General features: G+C 39.7%; 13 protein-coding genes. 7 read left to right on the top strand and 6 right to left on the bottom strand.

The genetic code is table 11. The features are described from left to right. Positions 1-128: 128 nt before the first annotated feature. The 4 genes from AUF14_RS10010 (at position 129) to AUF14_RS09995 (ending at position 2,796) form a co-directional block, all read left to right on the top strand. Positions 129-689 (top strand): TetR/AcrR family transcriptional regulator, encoded by a 561-nt coding sequence (locus AUF14_RS10010; protein WP_048720624.1) that lies wholly within the window; start codon positions 129-131, stop codon positions 687-689. Positions 690-807: 118 nt separating this feature from the next. Next, a complete protein-coding gene (locus tag AUF14_RS10005) occupies positions 808-1,245 on the top strand; it encodes a DUF948 domain-containing protein (protein ID WP_016181289.1) in 438 nt (145 codons plus the stop codon). 4 nt (positions 1,246-1,249) lie between these two features. Then, positions 1,250-1,816 (top strand): YtxH domain-containing protein, encoded by a 567-nt coding sequence (locus AUF14_RS10000; protein ID WP_016181290.1) that lies wholly within the window; start codon positions 1,250-1,252, stop codon positions 1,814-1,816. A gap of 497 nt (positions 1,817-2,313) precedes the next feature. Then, positions 2,314-2,796, top strand: coding sequence for a helix-turn-helix domain-containing protein (locus AUF14_RS09995; RefSeq protein ID WP_016181291.1), 483 nt, complete (start codon positions 2,314-2,316; stop codon positions 2,794-2,796). Positions 2,797-2,846: 50 nt separating this feature from the next. Here AUF14_RS09995 and AUF14_RS09990 read toward each other — a convergent pair whose 3' ends face one another. Further along, positions 2,847-3,947: a M24 family metallopeptidase gene (locus tag AUF14_RS09990; protein WP_016181292.1), complete on the bottom strand. Its 1,101-nt coding sequence runs from the start codon at positions 3,945-3,947 to the stop codon at positions 2,847-2,849. Between the two features lie 195 nt (positions 3,948-4,142). Between AUF14_RS09990 and ccpA the strand changes: the two genes are divergently transcribed. After that, entirely contained in the window at positions 4,143-5,147 is a 1,005-nt protein-coding gene (gene ccpA / locus AUF14_RS09985) for a catabolite control protein A (RefSeq protein WP_016181293.1), read from the top strand. A 49-nt stretch (positions 5,148-5,196) separates the two neighbouring features. Here the strand turns inward: ccpA and treR are convergent, their stop codons facing one another. Next, entirely contained in the window at positions 5,197-5,919 is a 723-nt protein-coding gene (treR, locus tag AUF14_RS09980) for a trehalose operon repressor (RefSeq protein WP_016181294.1), read from the bottom strand. A 372-nt stretch (positions 5,920-6,291) separates the two neighbouring features. On the opposite strand from treR, the gene treP reads away from it, so the two are divergent. Then, positions 6,292-8,238, top strand: a complete 1,947-nt coding sequence (gene treP, locus AUF14_RS09975; RefSeq protein ID WP_049218580.1) for a PTS system trehalose-specific EIIBC component — start codon at positions 6,292-6,294, stop codon at positions 8,236-8,238. Between the two features lie 16 nt (positions 8,239-8,254). Then, positions 8,255-9,877: an alpha,alpha-phosphotrehalase gene (treC, locus tag AUF14_RS09970; protein ID WP_049218577.1), complete on the top strand. Its 1,623-nt coding sequence runs from the start codon at positions 8,255-8,257 to the stop codon at positions 9,875-9,877. Positions 9,878-9,909: 32 nt separating this feature from the next. On the opposite strand, the gene AUF14_RS09965 is transcribed toward treC, so the two are convergent. The 4 genes from AUF14_RS09965 to AUF14_RS09950 all read right to left on the bottom strand — a co-directional run bounded on the left by AUF14_RS09965 (position 9,910) and on the right by AUF14_RS09950 (position 14,000). Then, on the bottom strand, positions 9,910-10,416 hold the full coding sequence (locus tag AUF14_RS09965; RefSeq protein WP_016181297.1) for a QueT transporter family protein: 507 nt from the start codon (positions 10,414-10,416) through the stop codon (positions 9,910-9,912). 119 nt (positions 10,417-10,535) lie between these two features. After that, complete coding sequence (locus AUF14_RS09960) at positions 10,536-11,288, bottom strand: 3-oxoacyl-ACP reductase (RefSeq protein WP_082158225.1); 753 nt, start codon at positions 11,286-11,288, stop codon at positions 10,536-10,538. Next, positions 11,285-11,506, bottom strand: coding sequence for a DUF2829 domain-containing protein (locus tag AUF14_RS09955; protein ID WP_016181299.1), 222 nt, complete (start codon positions 11,504-11,506; stop codon positions 11,285-11,287). Before AUF14_RS09955 ends, AUF14_RS09960 begins: the two co-directional genes overlap by 4 nt. 121 nt (positions 11,507-11,627) lie before the next feature. After that, a complete protein-coding gene (locus AUF14_RS09950; RefSeq protein WP_082158224.1) occupies positions 11,628-14,000 on the bottom strand; it encodes a transglycosylase domain-containing protein in 2,373 nt (790 codons plus the stop codon). Between the last annotated feature and the right edge of the window lie 172 nt (positions 14,001-14,172).

Raw genomic sequence — 14,172 nt, 5'->3', positions numbered from 1 at the left:
GATAGTTATTTTAAAAAAATAAATTATTAGTTTTTTAAATGCCAATCATCACTATTACTAATAGAAAAAATTAGTCTTTTTGTTATATAATGTCTCTTGAAAATAACTAAATACAAAGAGGAAAATGAATGAAAAATTCCCGCTTAACGAGAGAAATCGTGATTGATTGCGCAATGAGCTTGGTTCATGAATCTGGCCTTCACGGCTTGAGACTAAATAAAATTGCTGAACGTCTAGAGGTCAAGTCCCCTTCACTGTATACGCATACTGGGAGTGTTACTGAATTGCGTCAAGCGGTGGTCAAAAGAGCAATGGAGGAATTTCGTGAGGAGTTAGTAGATTCCTTACTTGGCAGAGCAAATCTTTATGCATTTATCGAATTAGGTAAAACTTGGGCTGCTTATGCGAAAAAAAACAATGCTTTTTATATTGTTTTTTATGAAAAAGATTACATAGACTTTTATGAAGAAAACATTTCTTTTTTCCTAAGAGCTGCATTTGAACGAATTTTTCTAGAATGCGATCTGACTGATCAGGAGGTTCTTCAAGTTGAACGTGTTTTAACGAATTATTTCCGCGGCCACGCAGATAGCTTCGCTGACAGCAGTTTTGATGAGTCGGATTTGATTAGTGATTTAGAGATTATTTACAGTGGTATCCTGCAAAATTTTATGAAGGTATCTCAATGAATTCATTGAGATATTTTTTTTATTAGAGTTTATTACAATTCTTTCTCTTTCATTAATTTCTTTGGGAATGGTATAATTTAAGTTAGCATAATGAGTGAAAAATGAGAGGAGCGATTGAATGAGTTTAGGCGGTATTGCGGCAATTATTGCGGCACTCGCATTTGTTGTGTTGGTCATCTTTTTAGTGCGTGTCTTGAGTCAGGTTTCAAAAACAGTTGAAAAGGTTGAGACAACAGTAACTGAGGCGAATACAACAATCGATGTTCTTACAAAAGATGTTGATTTACTCATGCAGCAGGTGGAAGGATTACTAGTTAAAGGAAATCACTTGCTGAATGATATTAATGGGAAAGTAGAAACGATTGATCCATTGTTTACGGCGGTGGCTGATTTGAGTCAGAGTGTTTCTGATTTAAATACGACGAGTCGAAATCTTGCTGGAAAAGTTGGCGGTGTCGGAAAGAATGCGGCAAAGGCGAGTGTCGCAGGAAAAGTTGGCGCGACAACGATGAGATTCTTTAGAGATCGTAAGACAACAACGAAAACGGAGGGATAACAACATGACTAAACGTGGAAGATTTTTTGCAGGAGCCTTAATTGGTGGAACGGCAGCAGCTGTAGTAGCATTGCTATTAGCACCAAAATCGGGCAAAGAGATGCGTGAAGATTTAGCGAAGAAGACAGATGAGTGGTTAGACTTAGCTTCAGATTATACCGATGATTTTGTATCAAAAACCAGTGAAGTGGGATCTATTGTAAAAGAACGTGCTTCTGATTTGGGCGATCAAGCCAATGACTTAGCTTCAAACGTGAAGAGTAAAGTAAGTGATTCGATGGATGACATGGATGATATTACTTCTGATACGTTAGAAGATTTGAAACGCCAAAGCTCTGATTTATCTGATCGTTTCCGTAAAGCAGCCGGCGATGCCAAAGATGTTGCAGAAGATGCTTCAGAGGATATCGTGATCGATGTTAAGGAGACAAAAGAAGAGGCGAAGGAAACCGTTACTGAAGGCGCCGATGAGTTAGCAGATAAAGCCAAAGAAGTAAATGAAGAAAAACCGGCTTTCGAGGAAGTCAAAGAAGAATTAAAAGAAGAAGTCGAAAAAAATAATCCAGAATAAAAAATCTAGTCCTCAGCTTTGAGGGCTATTTTTTATGCGGAAAGTATAAAAGTTTCTCATGAATAAATCGCTTTACAGCAGGAGTATCCATGTCCGGCTTCACGAACTAGCTTTTCTACGCATACAGTTACTGCTAAACTCCGTTAAGCAGAACTAGCATTTCGGCAATAAGCAAAAATATTTCTAAATTTGAGAAGCACCAAGTAGGTACCAATCAACATCAGTTCTCTTCGATCACTGTGTTTCTTGGCAATTTAGAAATATTTTGGTCTTATTGCTGAGACACACAGCGACTGCTTGCAGAGCTGATGTGGAACAGTACCTACCTGGTGCTCAAAAGCTGAGCGAGTTCGTGAAGCCTTTTTTATGCAGAAAAATCGGTTTGCTTAAGAAAATCTTTCAAGAAATAGACTCATTTTAAAAGTGTTGCGTGCGCAACGCCTGTTGTTGCTGTAATCTCAAGATATAGTAAATAATAATAGAGGAGTAACGAAAATTTGGAAATAGGAAAAATTATTCGTTCAAAAAGAGAAGAATTGAAGATGACCCAACAGCAATTGGCGGATCAACTTTATGTTACAAGACAAACGATTTCAAAATGGGAGCTAGGAAAAAGTGAACCAGATGCGCTTTCAAAAAAAAGTTTGGAAAAAATTTTGGCCGTTCAATTAGTGCAGGAGTCTTCTTCAAAAGAAAATGAGGAGGAACATGTTATGAAGAAAATTCAGTGGTTTGTGGGGTTGTTTTTATTTGGTATTGCTTTTTTACCATTGCGCTTTTTATGGGTTACGATACGTCGATACTGGAGGCAGCCTTGGATTCGTTTTGCTGTGATGCCAGTGCTGTTATCCTTTATACTATGGTATTTGCATTCGCTTAAGGACAATGTCTTCTATTTGTTTTTAGCAATGATTGTAGCGGCATACTTGATTACCAGTTATTACTTTTTTGGCGATCGTGAAGGAGTAAGGGATAATTAAAAAAAAGTGATCCTTATCAATTAAGATAGATAAGGATCACTCGCTTTTTTCTATAAGATAATCAACTCTTTTGATGTCTTAGTAAATGGAATGCATCCGTCTTTTGTCACATAGATGCAGTCTTCGATTCGAACGCCTACATCATCTGGTAAATAGATGCCTGGTTCAATTGAGAAGCACATACCCTCTTTAACCACTAAATCATTACCGCCTACAATTTGTGGAAATTCATGGATCGTTGTTCCGATTCCATGACCTAGGCGATGATTGAAGTATTCTCCATAACCATGGCTTTCAATGACATCACGTGCGATTTTATCAAGTTCGCCACAAGTAATACCCGGTTTTACCGCTTCTTGTGCGCTTAGTTGAGCCTCTAGGACAATATTATAAATATCCTTTTGATGATCGGTTGGTTTTCCGCAGGCAACAGTTCTTGTCGCATCACTGCAGTAACCGTTAACGATCGTCCCTAAATCAAACAAGACCAATTCGTTTTCTTTACACGTATTTTTCCCTGGTGTGCCATGAGGACTAGCAGCGTTTGGTCCAGCGAGTACTTCGGTTGGGAAGGACATTTGTTTGATGCCTTTTTTCTTCAATTCATATTCGATTTCTGCCACGATCTCTTCTTCAGTAATACCTGGTTTTACGTGTCTGAAGCCAATTTCAAAAGCAAGATCCGCAGTTGAGCCAGCTTCAATCAACTGTTGGCATTCCTCTTCGGTCTTATATAATTGCAATTCTTGAACTAGCGGAGTCAAGTCAGCTGAAAAATCAGCAGCTGGGAACGCTTCGCTTAATCGCAGGTAGCGGTCTAGAACTAATTGATTTTTTTCTAACGCAATTTTTTTAGGAGAACCGTAACGTTTTTTGATTTCATCCACGATGATAGAGAACGGGTCTTGGCTGTCTAAGTAGCCCACAACATCATATTCGAAGCTGCTGGCTTTAGCATCTTCTACTTCAAGACCGGGTGCAAATAGAAAAGGGTCTTTTTCAAGTGGAATGAATAACGCTAATACACGTTCCATCGGATTGCTGTCAAAGCCTGAGAAGTAGCCAATATGGCTGGCGTCAGAAATATAGGCTAGATCGACATTGTTTTTTTGCATCCAATTTCGTAATTCTGAAACTTTTTCTTGGTTCATTAAAACTTCCTTCTTTCTTTCAGCATTATTATTATTGTAACACTGATAAATTTTATTGGAAAACGATTTTTATAAAACGCTTACAAAATTTTGAGAAAAAATGTGTAAAACGGTTGCAATCAATGAAACAACGTGCTATTATCTTTTAGAAATGTAAATGATATTTTCTGAAAACAATTTTAAAGGAGCATATCCATGGAAAAGCAAACAATTACGATTTATGATGTTGCCCGCGAAGCTAATGTTTCAATGGCGACCGTTTCTCGTGTGGTCAACGGCAACCCCAATGTGAAACCAACAACACGTAAAAAGGTGTTAGAAGTTATTGAGCGTCTCGATTATCGTCCAAACGCTGTCGCACGAGGACTAGCAAGTAAGAAAACAACGACAGTCGGTGTAATCATTCCGGATGTCAGCAATATGTTTTTCGCGTCATTAGCACGGGGAATCGACGATATTGCAACAATGTACAAGTACAATATTATTTTAGCTAACTCAGACGGCGAAGCACAAAAAGAAGTAAATGTGCTGAACAACTTATTAGCAAAACAAGTTGACGGAGTGATTTTCATGGGTCATCGAATCACTGATGAAATCCGTGCGGAATTCTCACGTTCAAAAACACCGATCGTTTTAGCTGGTTCAATCGATCCAGATGAACAAGTCGGCAGTGTAAACATCGACTACAAAGCAGCAACGAAAGAATCAATCGACTTATTAGCAAAACATGGCAATAAGAAGATTGCCTTCATTAGTGGCGCCTTAATTGATGCCATCAATGGACAAGCTCGTATGGGCGGCTACAAAGAAGCATTAGCTGAAAATGGTTTAGACTATAACGAAGGCTTAATCTTTGAAGCACCTTACAATTTTAAAGAAGGTTTAGCATTGACTGAACGCATCTTAAATAGTGGAGCAACAGCCGCTTATGTAACCGATGATGAATTAGCGATTGGTTTATTGGATGGTTTAATCGACAAAGGCGTGAAAGTTCCTGAAGACTTTGAAATCATTACAAGCAATGACTCATTACTGACAGAAGTAGCTCGTCCACGCCTAAGCAGTGTAACACAACCGTTGTATGATATCGGTGCTGTCGCAATGCGTCTATTAACAAAAATGATGAACAAAGAAGAGATTGAACAAAAAACGATCGAATTGCCACATGGTATCTTCGAAAAGGGTTCAACAAAAGAATAATTTTAAAAAAAGCTGTGCCGATTTAGGCGCAGCTTTTTTTGTAAGTATTCTACATCGTCGAAGGATGACGTCGAGCAAAATCAAAGAAACGAAATTTATCCACTTGATGACGACTTTCAGTATATTGGAACTGACGGGCATCGCTGGTAAAAACGCGGCTCTTTACTGAAACGATATTGATGTCATGCTGATTGAGATCAAGCAGTTCACGATCTTCATCAGTCAATGCATCAATCGTAATTTCTTTTTCAGCGAAAGAAATAGTCAATCCAAGTTGGTTTTCAAAATAGCGATAAATTGAGTCTTTTGCAATTTCAGTATCTAATTCTGGTACGATAGTTGTTAGTAGTATGTCCTTGTCGAGGATTACTTTCTTTTGATCAATGGCACGCGTACGGATCAATTTCCAACAAACGGCGCCTGCTTCAAAGCCTGTCACATGGGCTGTTTTATCATCAATCACAATTTTTTTAAGACTAACAACTTCGGTACTACTTTCATAGCCATAAGAATTCTGCAATTCTTTGTAGCTGGTCAGACCTGATACAGGAAATCGCAATTGCTCCCGTTTCAAGACAAGTGACCCCTTGCCTTGGATTTTCTGAATATAACCGTTAGCCATTAAAAGAGATAAGGCTTTGCGTATCGTGTCACGAGAGACATGATAGCTTTGCCGTAGTTTGTTCTCGCTGGGTAGGAAATCTCCTGCTTCATACACACCCTTTAGAATTCCTCGCTCAATCGCCTGATAAATTACTTCATAGTTTTTCATCGTGTCCTCCTTCTATATAAGAAACTAATTTTGTATTTTGATGAACGATCATTTGTTAACTTGTCCGTATAGGTATTTTTATTATACGAATAAAGATTTAGAATGTAAAACGCTTTCTGTTGCTTTAACAAAATTAAAATGAGTAAATTTTTATTTTATAGCTAACTTGTTTGGTAACATCCAAACCTGTTTGTAGTTGCAATACCGATATTCTATGTTTAAACTTAGCTAACTCTTTTTTTAATGAGTATTTTCTCATAAAGCAAAATTCTATCAAGATGTAAGCGATTTACAAAAAAGCAAAAACCTTTTATAGTTAACTTATCAGCTGAACTTATCCATACAAGTTAAAATTATTCGGAGGGAAAAATGATGGGAAAATATGAAAAGGATTCAAAGGACCTGCTGGCAGCAATTGGCGGAAAAAAGAACATTTCCGCGGTCACTCACTGTGCTACACGAATGCGGTTTGTCTTAAATGATCCAAAAAAGGCCGATGAAGCTAAAATTGAAGAAATACCTAGTGTTAAAGGAATGTTTACCAATGCCGGTCAATTTCAAGTGATTATCGGAAATGATGTCGCCGTATTTTATAACGAGTTCGTTAAAATATCTGGAATTGAAGGAGTATCGAAAGAAGCAGCCAAATCAGCAGCAAAACAAAATCAGAATCCAGTTCAACGCGCCATTACTGTTTTAGCAGAAATTTTTACACCGTTATTACCAGCAATTATTGTCGGCGGTTTGATTTTAGGATTTCGTAATATTCTAGAAGCTGTACCGATGGGTTGGCTAGATGGTCAAACGATTGTTGAAGCTTCAACTTTTTGGAGTGGTGTTAATGGTTTCTTATGGCTCCCTGGTGAAGCAATCTTCCATTTCTTACCAGTTGGTATTACCTGGAGTATCGCTCGTAAGATGGGGGCTACGGAAATCCTTGGAATTGTGCTTGGGATTACACTGGTTTCTCCACAATTGCTAAACGCATATGCAGTGAACGGAACGACTGCTGCAGAAATTGCTAAGAACTGGACATGGGATTTCGGCTTTTTTACAGTCGATAAAATTGGTTACCAGGCGCAGGTTATTCCAGCGATGCTGGCAGGTTTCTTATTAGTTTATCTGGAGCGCTTCTTCCGCAAGCATATACCAGAAGCAGTCTCGATGATTTTTGTACCATTTTTCTCATTGATTCCAACGATTTTAGCTGCACATATTATTTTAGGTCCAATCGGTTGGAAAATCGGGACGGCTATTTCCGCTGTCGTGAATGCAGGATTGACTTCTAGCTTAAGCTGGTTATTCGGTGGTATTTTTGGAGCACTTTATTCGCCTCTGGTCATCACAGGTTTGCATCATACCACCTTGGCGATTGATTCACAGCTGATTGCCGACTTTGGTTCAACGAATCTTTGGCCAATGATTTGTTTATCAAATATTGCTCAAGGAGCCGCTGTTTTAGCAATAGTATTTGCTCATCGCGGCAACAAAAAAGAAGAACAAGTATCGATTCCGTCGGTTATCTCAGCTTGGTTAGGTGTAACCGAACCGGCAATGTTCGGGATCAATCTGAAATATACTTATCCATTTATTGCAGCTATGATCGGCAGCGGAATCGCTGGATTGTTCGTTACACTTTTCAAAGTACGAGCGCTATCGATCGGAGTCGGCGGATTGCCAGGGATTCTAGCAATTCGTCCACAGGATTATCCAATCTTTGCCATCGGTATGGTGATTGCGATCGCCGTTCCATTCTTGCTGACCTTGACTTTCCGACGCATCGGTCTATTTAATAAAATCGATCGTGTGGAAGAGGGCAATGTACCGACTTTAGGCAGCGAGACAACTAAAAAAGCTGGGGCTGTCGTTGAATTATTTGCTCCAATTGCTGGTATGCTGCACCCATTAAGCAGTGCCAAAGATCCTGTTTTTGCTGAGGGGATGATGGGACAAGGCGTTGTGATTGATCCTAGCGAAGGCAAACTATATGCGCCATTTGATGGTCAAATCAGCTTACTATTCCCAACGAAGCATGCAATCGGATTAGTCAGTACAGAAGGTACTGAAGTGTTGATCCACATCGGAATCGATACAGTACAGCTGGATGGAAAATACTTTACCAGTCATGTGAAGCAGGGTGACAGCGTCAAAAAGGGTCAGCTCTTGATGGAATTTGATGTGGAGGCGATCAAAGAGGAAGGGTATGAAGTGCAAACACCAATCATTGTGACAAATTCGACCGATTTTCAAGTGGATCCTTTGTTGGAAGAAGCAACAGTCACAAGTAATGAAAAAATCTTAACCGCAACAGAATTATAGAAAGCTGGAGGGCGACATGAGTTTTAAAGAGAAGGTAATTTACCAGATTTATCCCAAATCATTTTTGGATACCAATCAAGATGGAGTAGGGGATCTGCCGGGAATTGAAAAAAAATTGCCATACTTAAAGCGTCTGGGTGTTGATATGGTTTGGCTAAGTCCAATCTATCCGAGCCCACAAAATGACAATGGCTATGATGTCGCTGACTATACAGCGATCAATCCAATGTTTGGAACAATGGATGATTTTGAAAGCCTGATGGCAACCGCCAAAGATAATGGTATCGAAATCATGCTGGACATGGTCTTCAATCATGTTTCTATTGAGCATGAATGGTTTCAAAAAGCATTAGCCGGTGATCAGAAATACCAAGATTACTTTATCTTAAGAGACAAACCAACTGATTGGGTTTCTAAATTCGGCGGAAATGCTTGGGCGCCCTTTGGTGATACAGGGAAGTATTATCTGCATTTATATGATGTTACCCAAGCTGATTTGAATTGGCGAAACCCAGAAGTTCGTGAAGAGCTGTTTGAAGTTCTGCGTTTTTGGATGGATAAAGGCATTAAAGGCTTCCGCTTTGATGTAATCAATGTTATTGGTAAAGACGAAGTGTTGATTGATTGTCCAGAAAATGACGGCAAACCAGCTTATACTGATCGTCCAATTGCCCATGAATTCATCCGTATGATGAATCAAGCGACCTATGGTGAGGATACCGAGATCGTCACAGTTGGTGAAATGAGTTTTACTACAGTGGAAGATTGTATCTTATATACAAATCCTGAGCGTGAAGAATTAAATATGACTTTCAATTTCCACCATTTAAAAGTGGATTATAAAGATGGAAAAAAATGGACGCAAATGCCGTTTGATTTTGCGAAATTGAAAGAATTGTTTCATACATGGGGAACGCAAATGAGTGAGGGGGATGGCTGGAACGCACTTTTTTGGAATAATCACGATCAGCCTCGTGCGCTAAATCGTTTCATCGATGTGGATAACTATCGAGTAGCAGGAGCTAAAATGCTCGCTAGTTCGATTCATTTAAATCGAGGAACGCCTTATATTTACATGGGAGAAGAAATCGGGATGCTTGATCCAGATTTTGACATGATGGAACAATATGTTGATGTAGAAAGTTTGAATGCTTATCAAGAGCTGTTGATTGCTGGCAAGTCCGAACAAGAAGCCTTCGAGATCGTCAAAGCCAAGTCTCGTGATAATTCTCGTACACCGATGCAGTGGGATAGCAGTGAATACGGTGGTTTTTCAAAGACTGATCCGTGGTTAGGATTAGGGAAATCTGCTGATGAAATTAATGTAGCAAAAGAACTGCAAGAAGGTTCGATTTTTACCTACTATCAACAATTGATCAAGTTGAGAAAAGACTATCCAGTGATTGCAAAAGGCAGCTACGAGGCTTTTTTACCTGAGCATCCGCAAATTTACGGTTTTGTGCGCCGCCTAGAAGAACATTCACTGCTGGTGCTTAATAACTTTTTCCCAACGGAAACTACGATCAACATACCAGAAGAATTTTTGACTGGAAACATATTGATTGATAATTATGAGACGCAAGCTGTTGACGAAGTAATCACACTGAAACCGTATCAAACAATCGCCATCTATCATTAAAAAAACGCGTGAGCAAATCTGCTCACGCGTTTTTATTTCGTCAAATCAATTCGTTTATTCACTAAGTAAATCAATATACCGCCTAAAGACATTGAAAGCAATTCGCCTAACCCGATAATTAACCAATTGAAGAAAAACGGTGCTTGATAAAAGAAGGTCAATTGACCTGCGACCGTAAACATGGAAAAGGCAAAAATCAACGTGGTAACGATCATTTTTTTCTTAAGGCTGGTGATTCTTTTGGTGACAGCTCGACAGATCAGTAAAACGATCAATGTAGATACACTGCCGAAGAGCACATCGACAATCCCAAGCGGGGAAGCCAGGTTGGCGATCGCTACGCCTAAAGTTACTGCGATCGTATAGCGTTTGTTGAAGAGGGGTAAAAAATTGAACATTTCTGCCAAACGAAATTGGATCGCGCCAAAGCTTATAACAGATAAAACAATCGTGACAGCGACATACACTCCTGTCACAACGGCCATTTTAGCCGTATCCGCAGTCGTCCAGCGTTGTGCGGCACTTTTTTCAAGATGCATTTTTATCATTCTCCTTTACAAGACATTGTCTCGTTAATAACTGCGACCAAAGGATTGAAGTGTCGCAGTGCGAATTTCTCGCTATCACTTATCTTAGAGGATTTTATAAAAAATGCAAGCTATTTTAATAGCCAGCCGCCGTCAATTGGTAAAATATTTCCTTGCATGTAGCGTGTTTCTTCACTAGCTAGGAACAAGGTGGCATAGGCTACTTCCTCAGGCTTGGCCCAACGTTTAACAGGTGTTTCTTCAGCTACCCACTTAGCCATTTGTCCATCGCCAGCAAAGTCTGCTTGATTCATGGGTGTCTGAATCGCACCAGGTGCAAGGGCGTTGACATGGAGTCCTTCAGCAGCGTAATCTAATGCAAGCTGTTTAGTGAAGCCGACAATGGCATGCTTGCTAGTGGTGTAAGCAATACCACCTCCGCCAGCTACCAATCCGGCAATCGAAGCCATGTTAATCACCGTTCCTCGATTTTCCAGTAGCTCAGGTAATAATAGCTTGGTCAATATAAACATGCTTTTTAGATTGGTATCTAAAATCTTTTCCCAAAGGTCATCCTCCGTATTAGCCAAGGGCAAATAATTATCCAATACTCCAGCAGTATTCAACAAGATATCGACCTTGCCAAAAATTCCGTGACATGTTTCGATGGCTGCTTTCAAGCTATCTTTATCTCGAACATCCCCGAGGCAATAGGCAAAATGATTGGGGTAACATTTTTGAATTGCTGATAAATTCAATTCTTGCTGATCAAAAGCAAAGACGCGAGCACCAGCCTTTAAAAAAGCTTGCGCTTGAGTAGTACCGATGCCTGAGGCTGCGCCAGTGACGAAAACAGTTTTATCAGTAAAATCAAAGGTCATCATTCGACGATTTTCCAGTCTTCTGCAAGAATATCACAAACTGTCGGAGCAAAGCTTGAAAAGCCTTCATCAGCCGTTTTAATCAAAAAGTAAGGCGTCACTGGTGCACCGTCAAACACTTCACCTTCAACTAATGTGACATATAACTCGAAACCGCCCCAGCCTTCACGAATAATTTTTGCGCCTTTTTTCAATTCGGGTAATATTTCTTCAAACGTCAATTGTTGTTCCTCCATTCAAAAAGTTCTTTCTTTTGGTAGAATACCAAAAAGCCAGGAACGTCACAAGAAGTTTAAGAGGAGAGAAAAAGACCTCTCCGAAAAAAGAGAGGTCTTAGAAATATTAATCATCTGTTTCTGTATCATCCTTGTTCTTGGCGTTGACTTTGTTACGAGTATTCCAATAGGACTTGTAATCTTCGTCATTTCCGCCAATTCCAAATTCATAGGCATTATCTGCTGGACCATCTTTTGCCCAAAGGGAAGTAGTTTCGCCACTAGGAACTTGGTAATTTGTTCCATTATGACTGACTTTTCCAGGCTTTAGACCAGTGAAGTCAGAAACTTTAATTTGCTTCACATCATCAGACAATTCAAATTTCTCGTCTTCACCGAAAATCGTCGGGTTGACTTGATAAATTCTCGCGGCAAGATAGGCCATATAGGTCGCTGTCCGATTTCCCGCGCCATCATTCATTGGTTTGTTGTCATCACGACCGGTCCATGTTCCTAACGTAATAGTCGGTGTGGAGACAATCAGCCAGTTATCGGCATAATTATCTGTGGTACCAGTTTTACCAACCCAATCTGCAGTACTTAATGGATAGTTTACTCCACTTAAGATGGATTTGAAAGGAGTGGTGTGTTGTTCATTGATTACACTGCGCATCATATCATTCATAATCGATGCGGTTGCTTTTGAATAGACTTGAACGGGATTGTCCTTGTGCTTATAGATTTCCTTGCCGGTGCTGTCAGTAATAGAGTCAATCAAGTAGCCTTGCTGATAAACGCCATTATTCGCCAAGGTTTGGAAGCCGTTGACTTCTGTTAAGGTTGAAACGTTTGTTGTTCCTAATGGTGCGGCTTCAACACCCCAGTCATTAGAAGTTGGATAGTTCATTTTTTTCAGATAATTGTCATAAGCAAACTGGTCAGAGCCTTTATTCGTTAATAAGTCTTGATATACATGATAGGCAGTAATATTAGTTGATTCGACAAGTGCTTCTCGCGTAGTCTGGAAGGTCTTAGAACCTTTGTTTTCGGCATTCTTCAATTCCTTACCAGCATCGTCGCCATGCTGATATTTCATTGGGTAATCGGCAATACGTGACGCGCTTCCTAGTAATCCTTGGTCGATCGCAGGACCGTAAACCAATACGGGCTTGATTGAAGAGCCTGCTTGTCGTGCAGTGTCAAAAGCGTGATTATTTTGGTTTGTATTGTAATCACGACTGCCGACAAAACCATATATTCTACCTGTGCTGTTATCCATCATAACCGTTCCCGGTTCAACAGTAGCTCCTGAACCATCGTCTAAGTATTGGCCGTATTCAGCGACTCCTAATTGCATTGCGTCATAAATATTTTTATCAATCGTTGATTTTACAACCAGTCCTTGATTTTGCATTTTAACTTTGGCTTGCTCGACATAACGATTGCGAACATCGTCTTTATTATAATCAGCGTCGCTGACCCCATCTTCTTTGGCCTGCTGTTTTGCCACGATGCTGATGGCTTCGTTATAGACGGTGTAATATAAGAATCCGTGTTGTTGAACCTCTACATCTTGACGTCCTTGGAAGTCTTTTGAAAGGTCATATTTTTTTGCATCTTCATATTCCTTTTTAGAGATCATCTGTTCACGGTACATATTGAACAATACATCATCTTTTCGATTCATCCCAAGGGAATAATCTTGCTTCAGATCGCCAGTATTCGTGTAAGGACTGTATACAATCGGACTTTGCGGCAGACCTGCAATAAAAGCAGATTGCGGCAGATTCAAGTCTTTTGCATGAACCCCAAAGATTCCAATCGCGGCTTCTTCAACGCCGGCAATATTTTGTCCCTTGTTATTACGACCAAAAGGTGAGACATTCAAGTAGGCTGTCAAAATTTCATCTTTACTTAAATATTTTTCCAAATCTAACGCTAAGACGATCTCATTTGCTTTCCGTTTAAAAGAAGTCTCATTAGTTAAAACCTGTTGTTTGATCAATTGCTGTGTCAGAGTAGAACCACCTGATCCAGCACCAAAGCCTACAACTTCTCCCAAAAGAGCACGTACCACAGCTTTTGGGACGACACCACGGTGTTCATAGAAGTTTTCATCTTCAGTTGCGACCAGAGCTTTTTTCACCCATGGAGAAATCTCGTCAGAATTGATTTTTTCACGAATTGGATCAGCTTGGATCGTTGCTAATTCGCGATCATCTGCATAAAGCAATTTTGATGACTCTGCGATATCGCCGACTTTTTGCTTCATTTCCGATTTTGTAGGTGTCGGTGTTCCTTCTACAAGATGGGCAAAATACCCAGCACCGATTCCGACGACGAGCATGCCGCCTAAAAAGAGCACAACAACTAAGCCAAGCAGCAATGACTTGACTACTCGCAAAGAGACATTTAATGCAAAAGGCCCTCCAAGACTTGTTCTTGATTTGCTTTTGCTGCTCTTCTTCGGTTGCTTATTTACTTTTTTCTTGTGAGCCAAAAAGTCCACCTCATTAGATTCTATCATTTTAATTATCTGTTGAATTATAGCAAAGTTTTACTTCTATTAACAAGCGGATGCAATGTTTGTAATCAAAACTTCAACTAATTGTTAAGTAAAACAAAACAAACATGATTATATTGTCCGGCTTTCTTTTTACTGCGGACTCTTT

This window comes from Enterococcus avium, from assembly GCF_002891025.1.
Taxonomy (GTDB): domain Bacteria; phylum Bacillota; class Bacilli; order Lactobacillales; family Enterococcaceae; genus Enterococcus_A; species Enterococcus_A avium.
The sequence above is the reverse complement of the archived record's forward strand: the minus strand, read 5'-3'. Positions and strand labels throughout refer to the sequence as shown.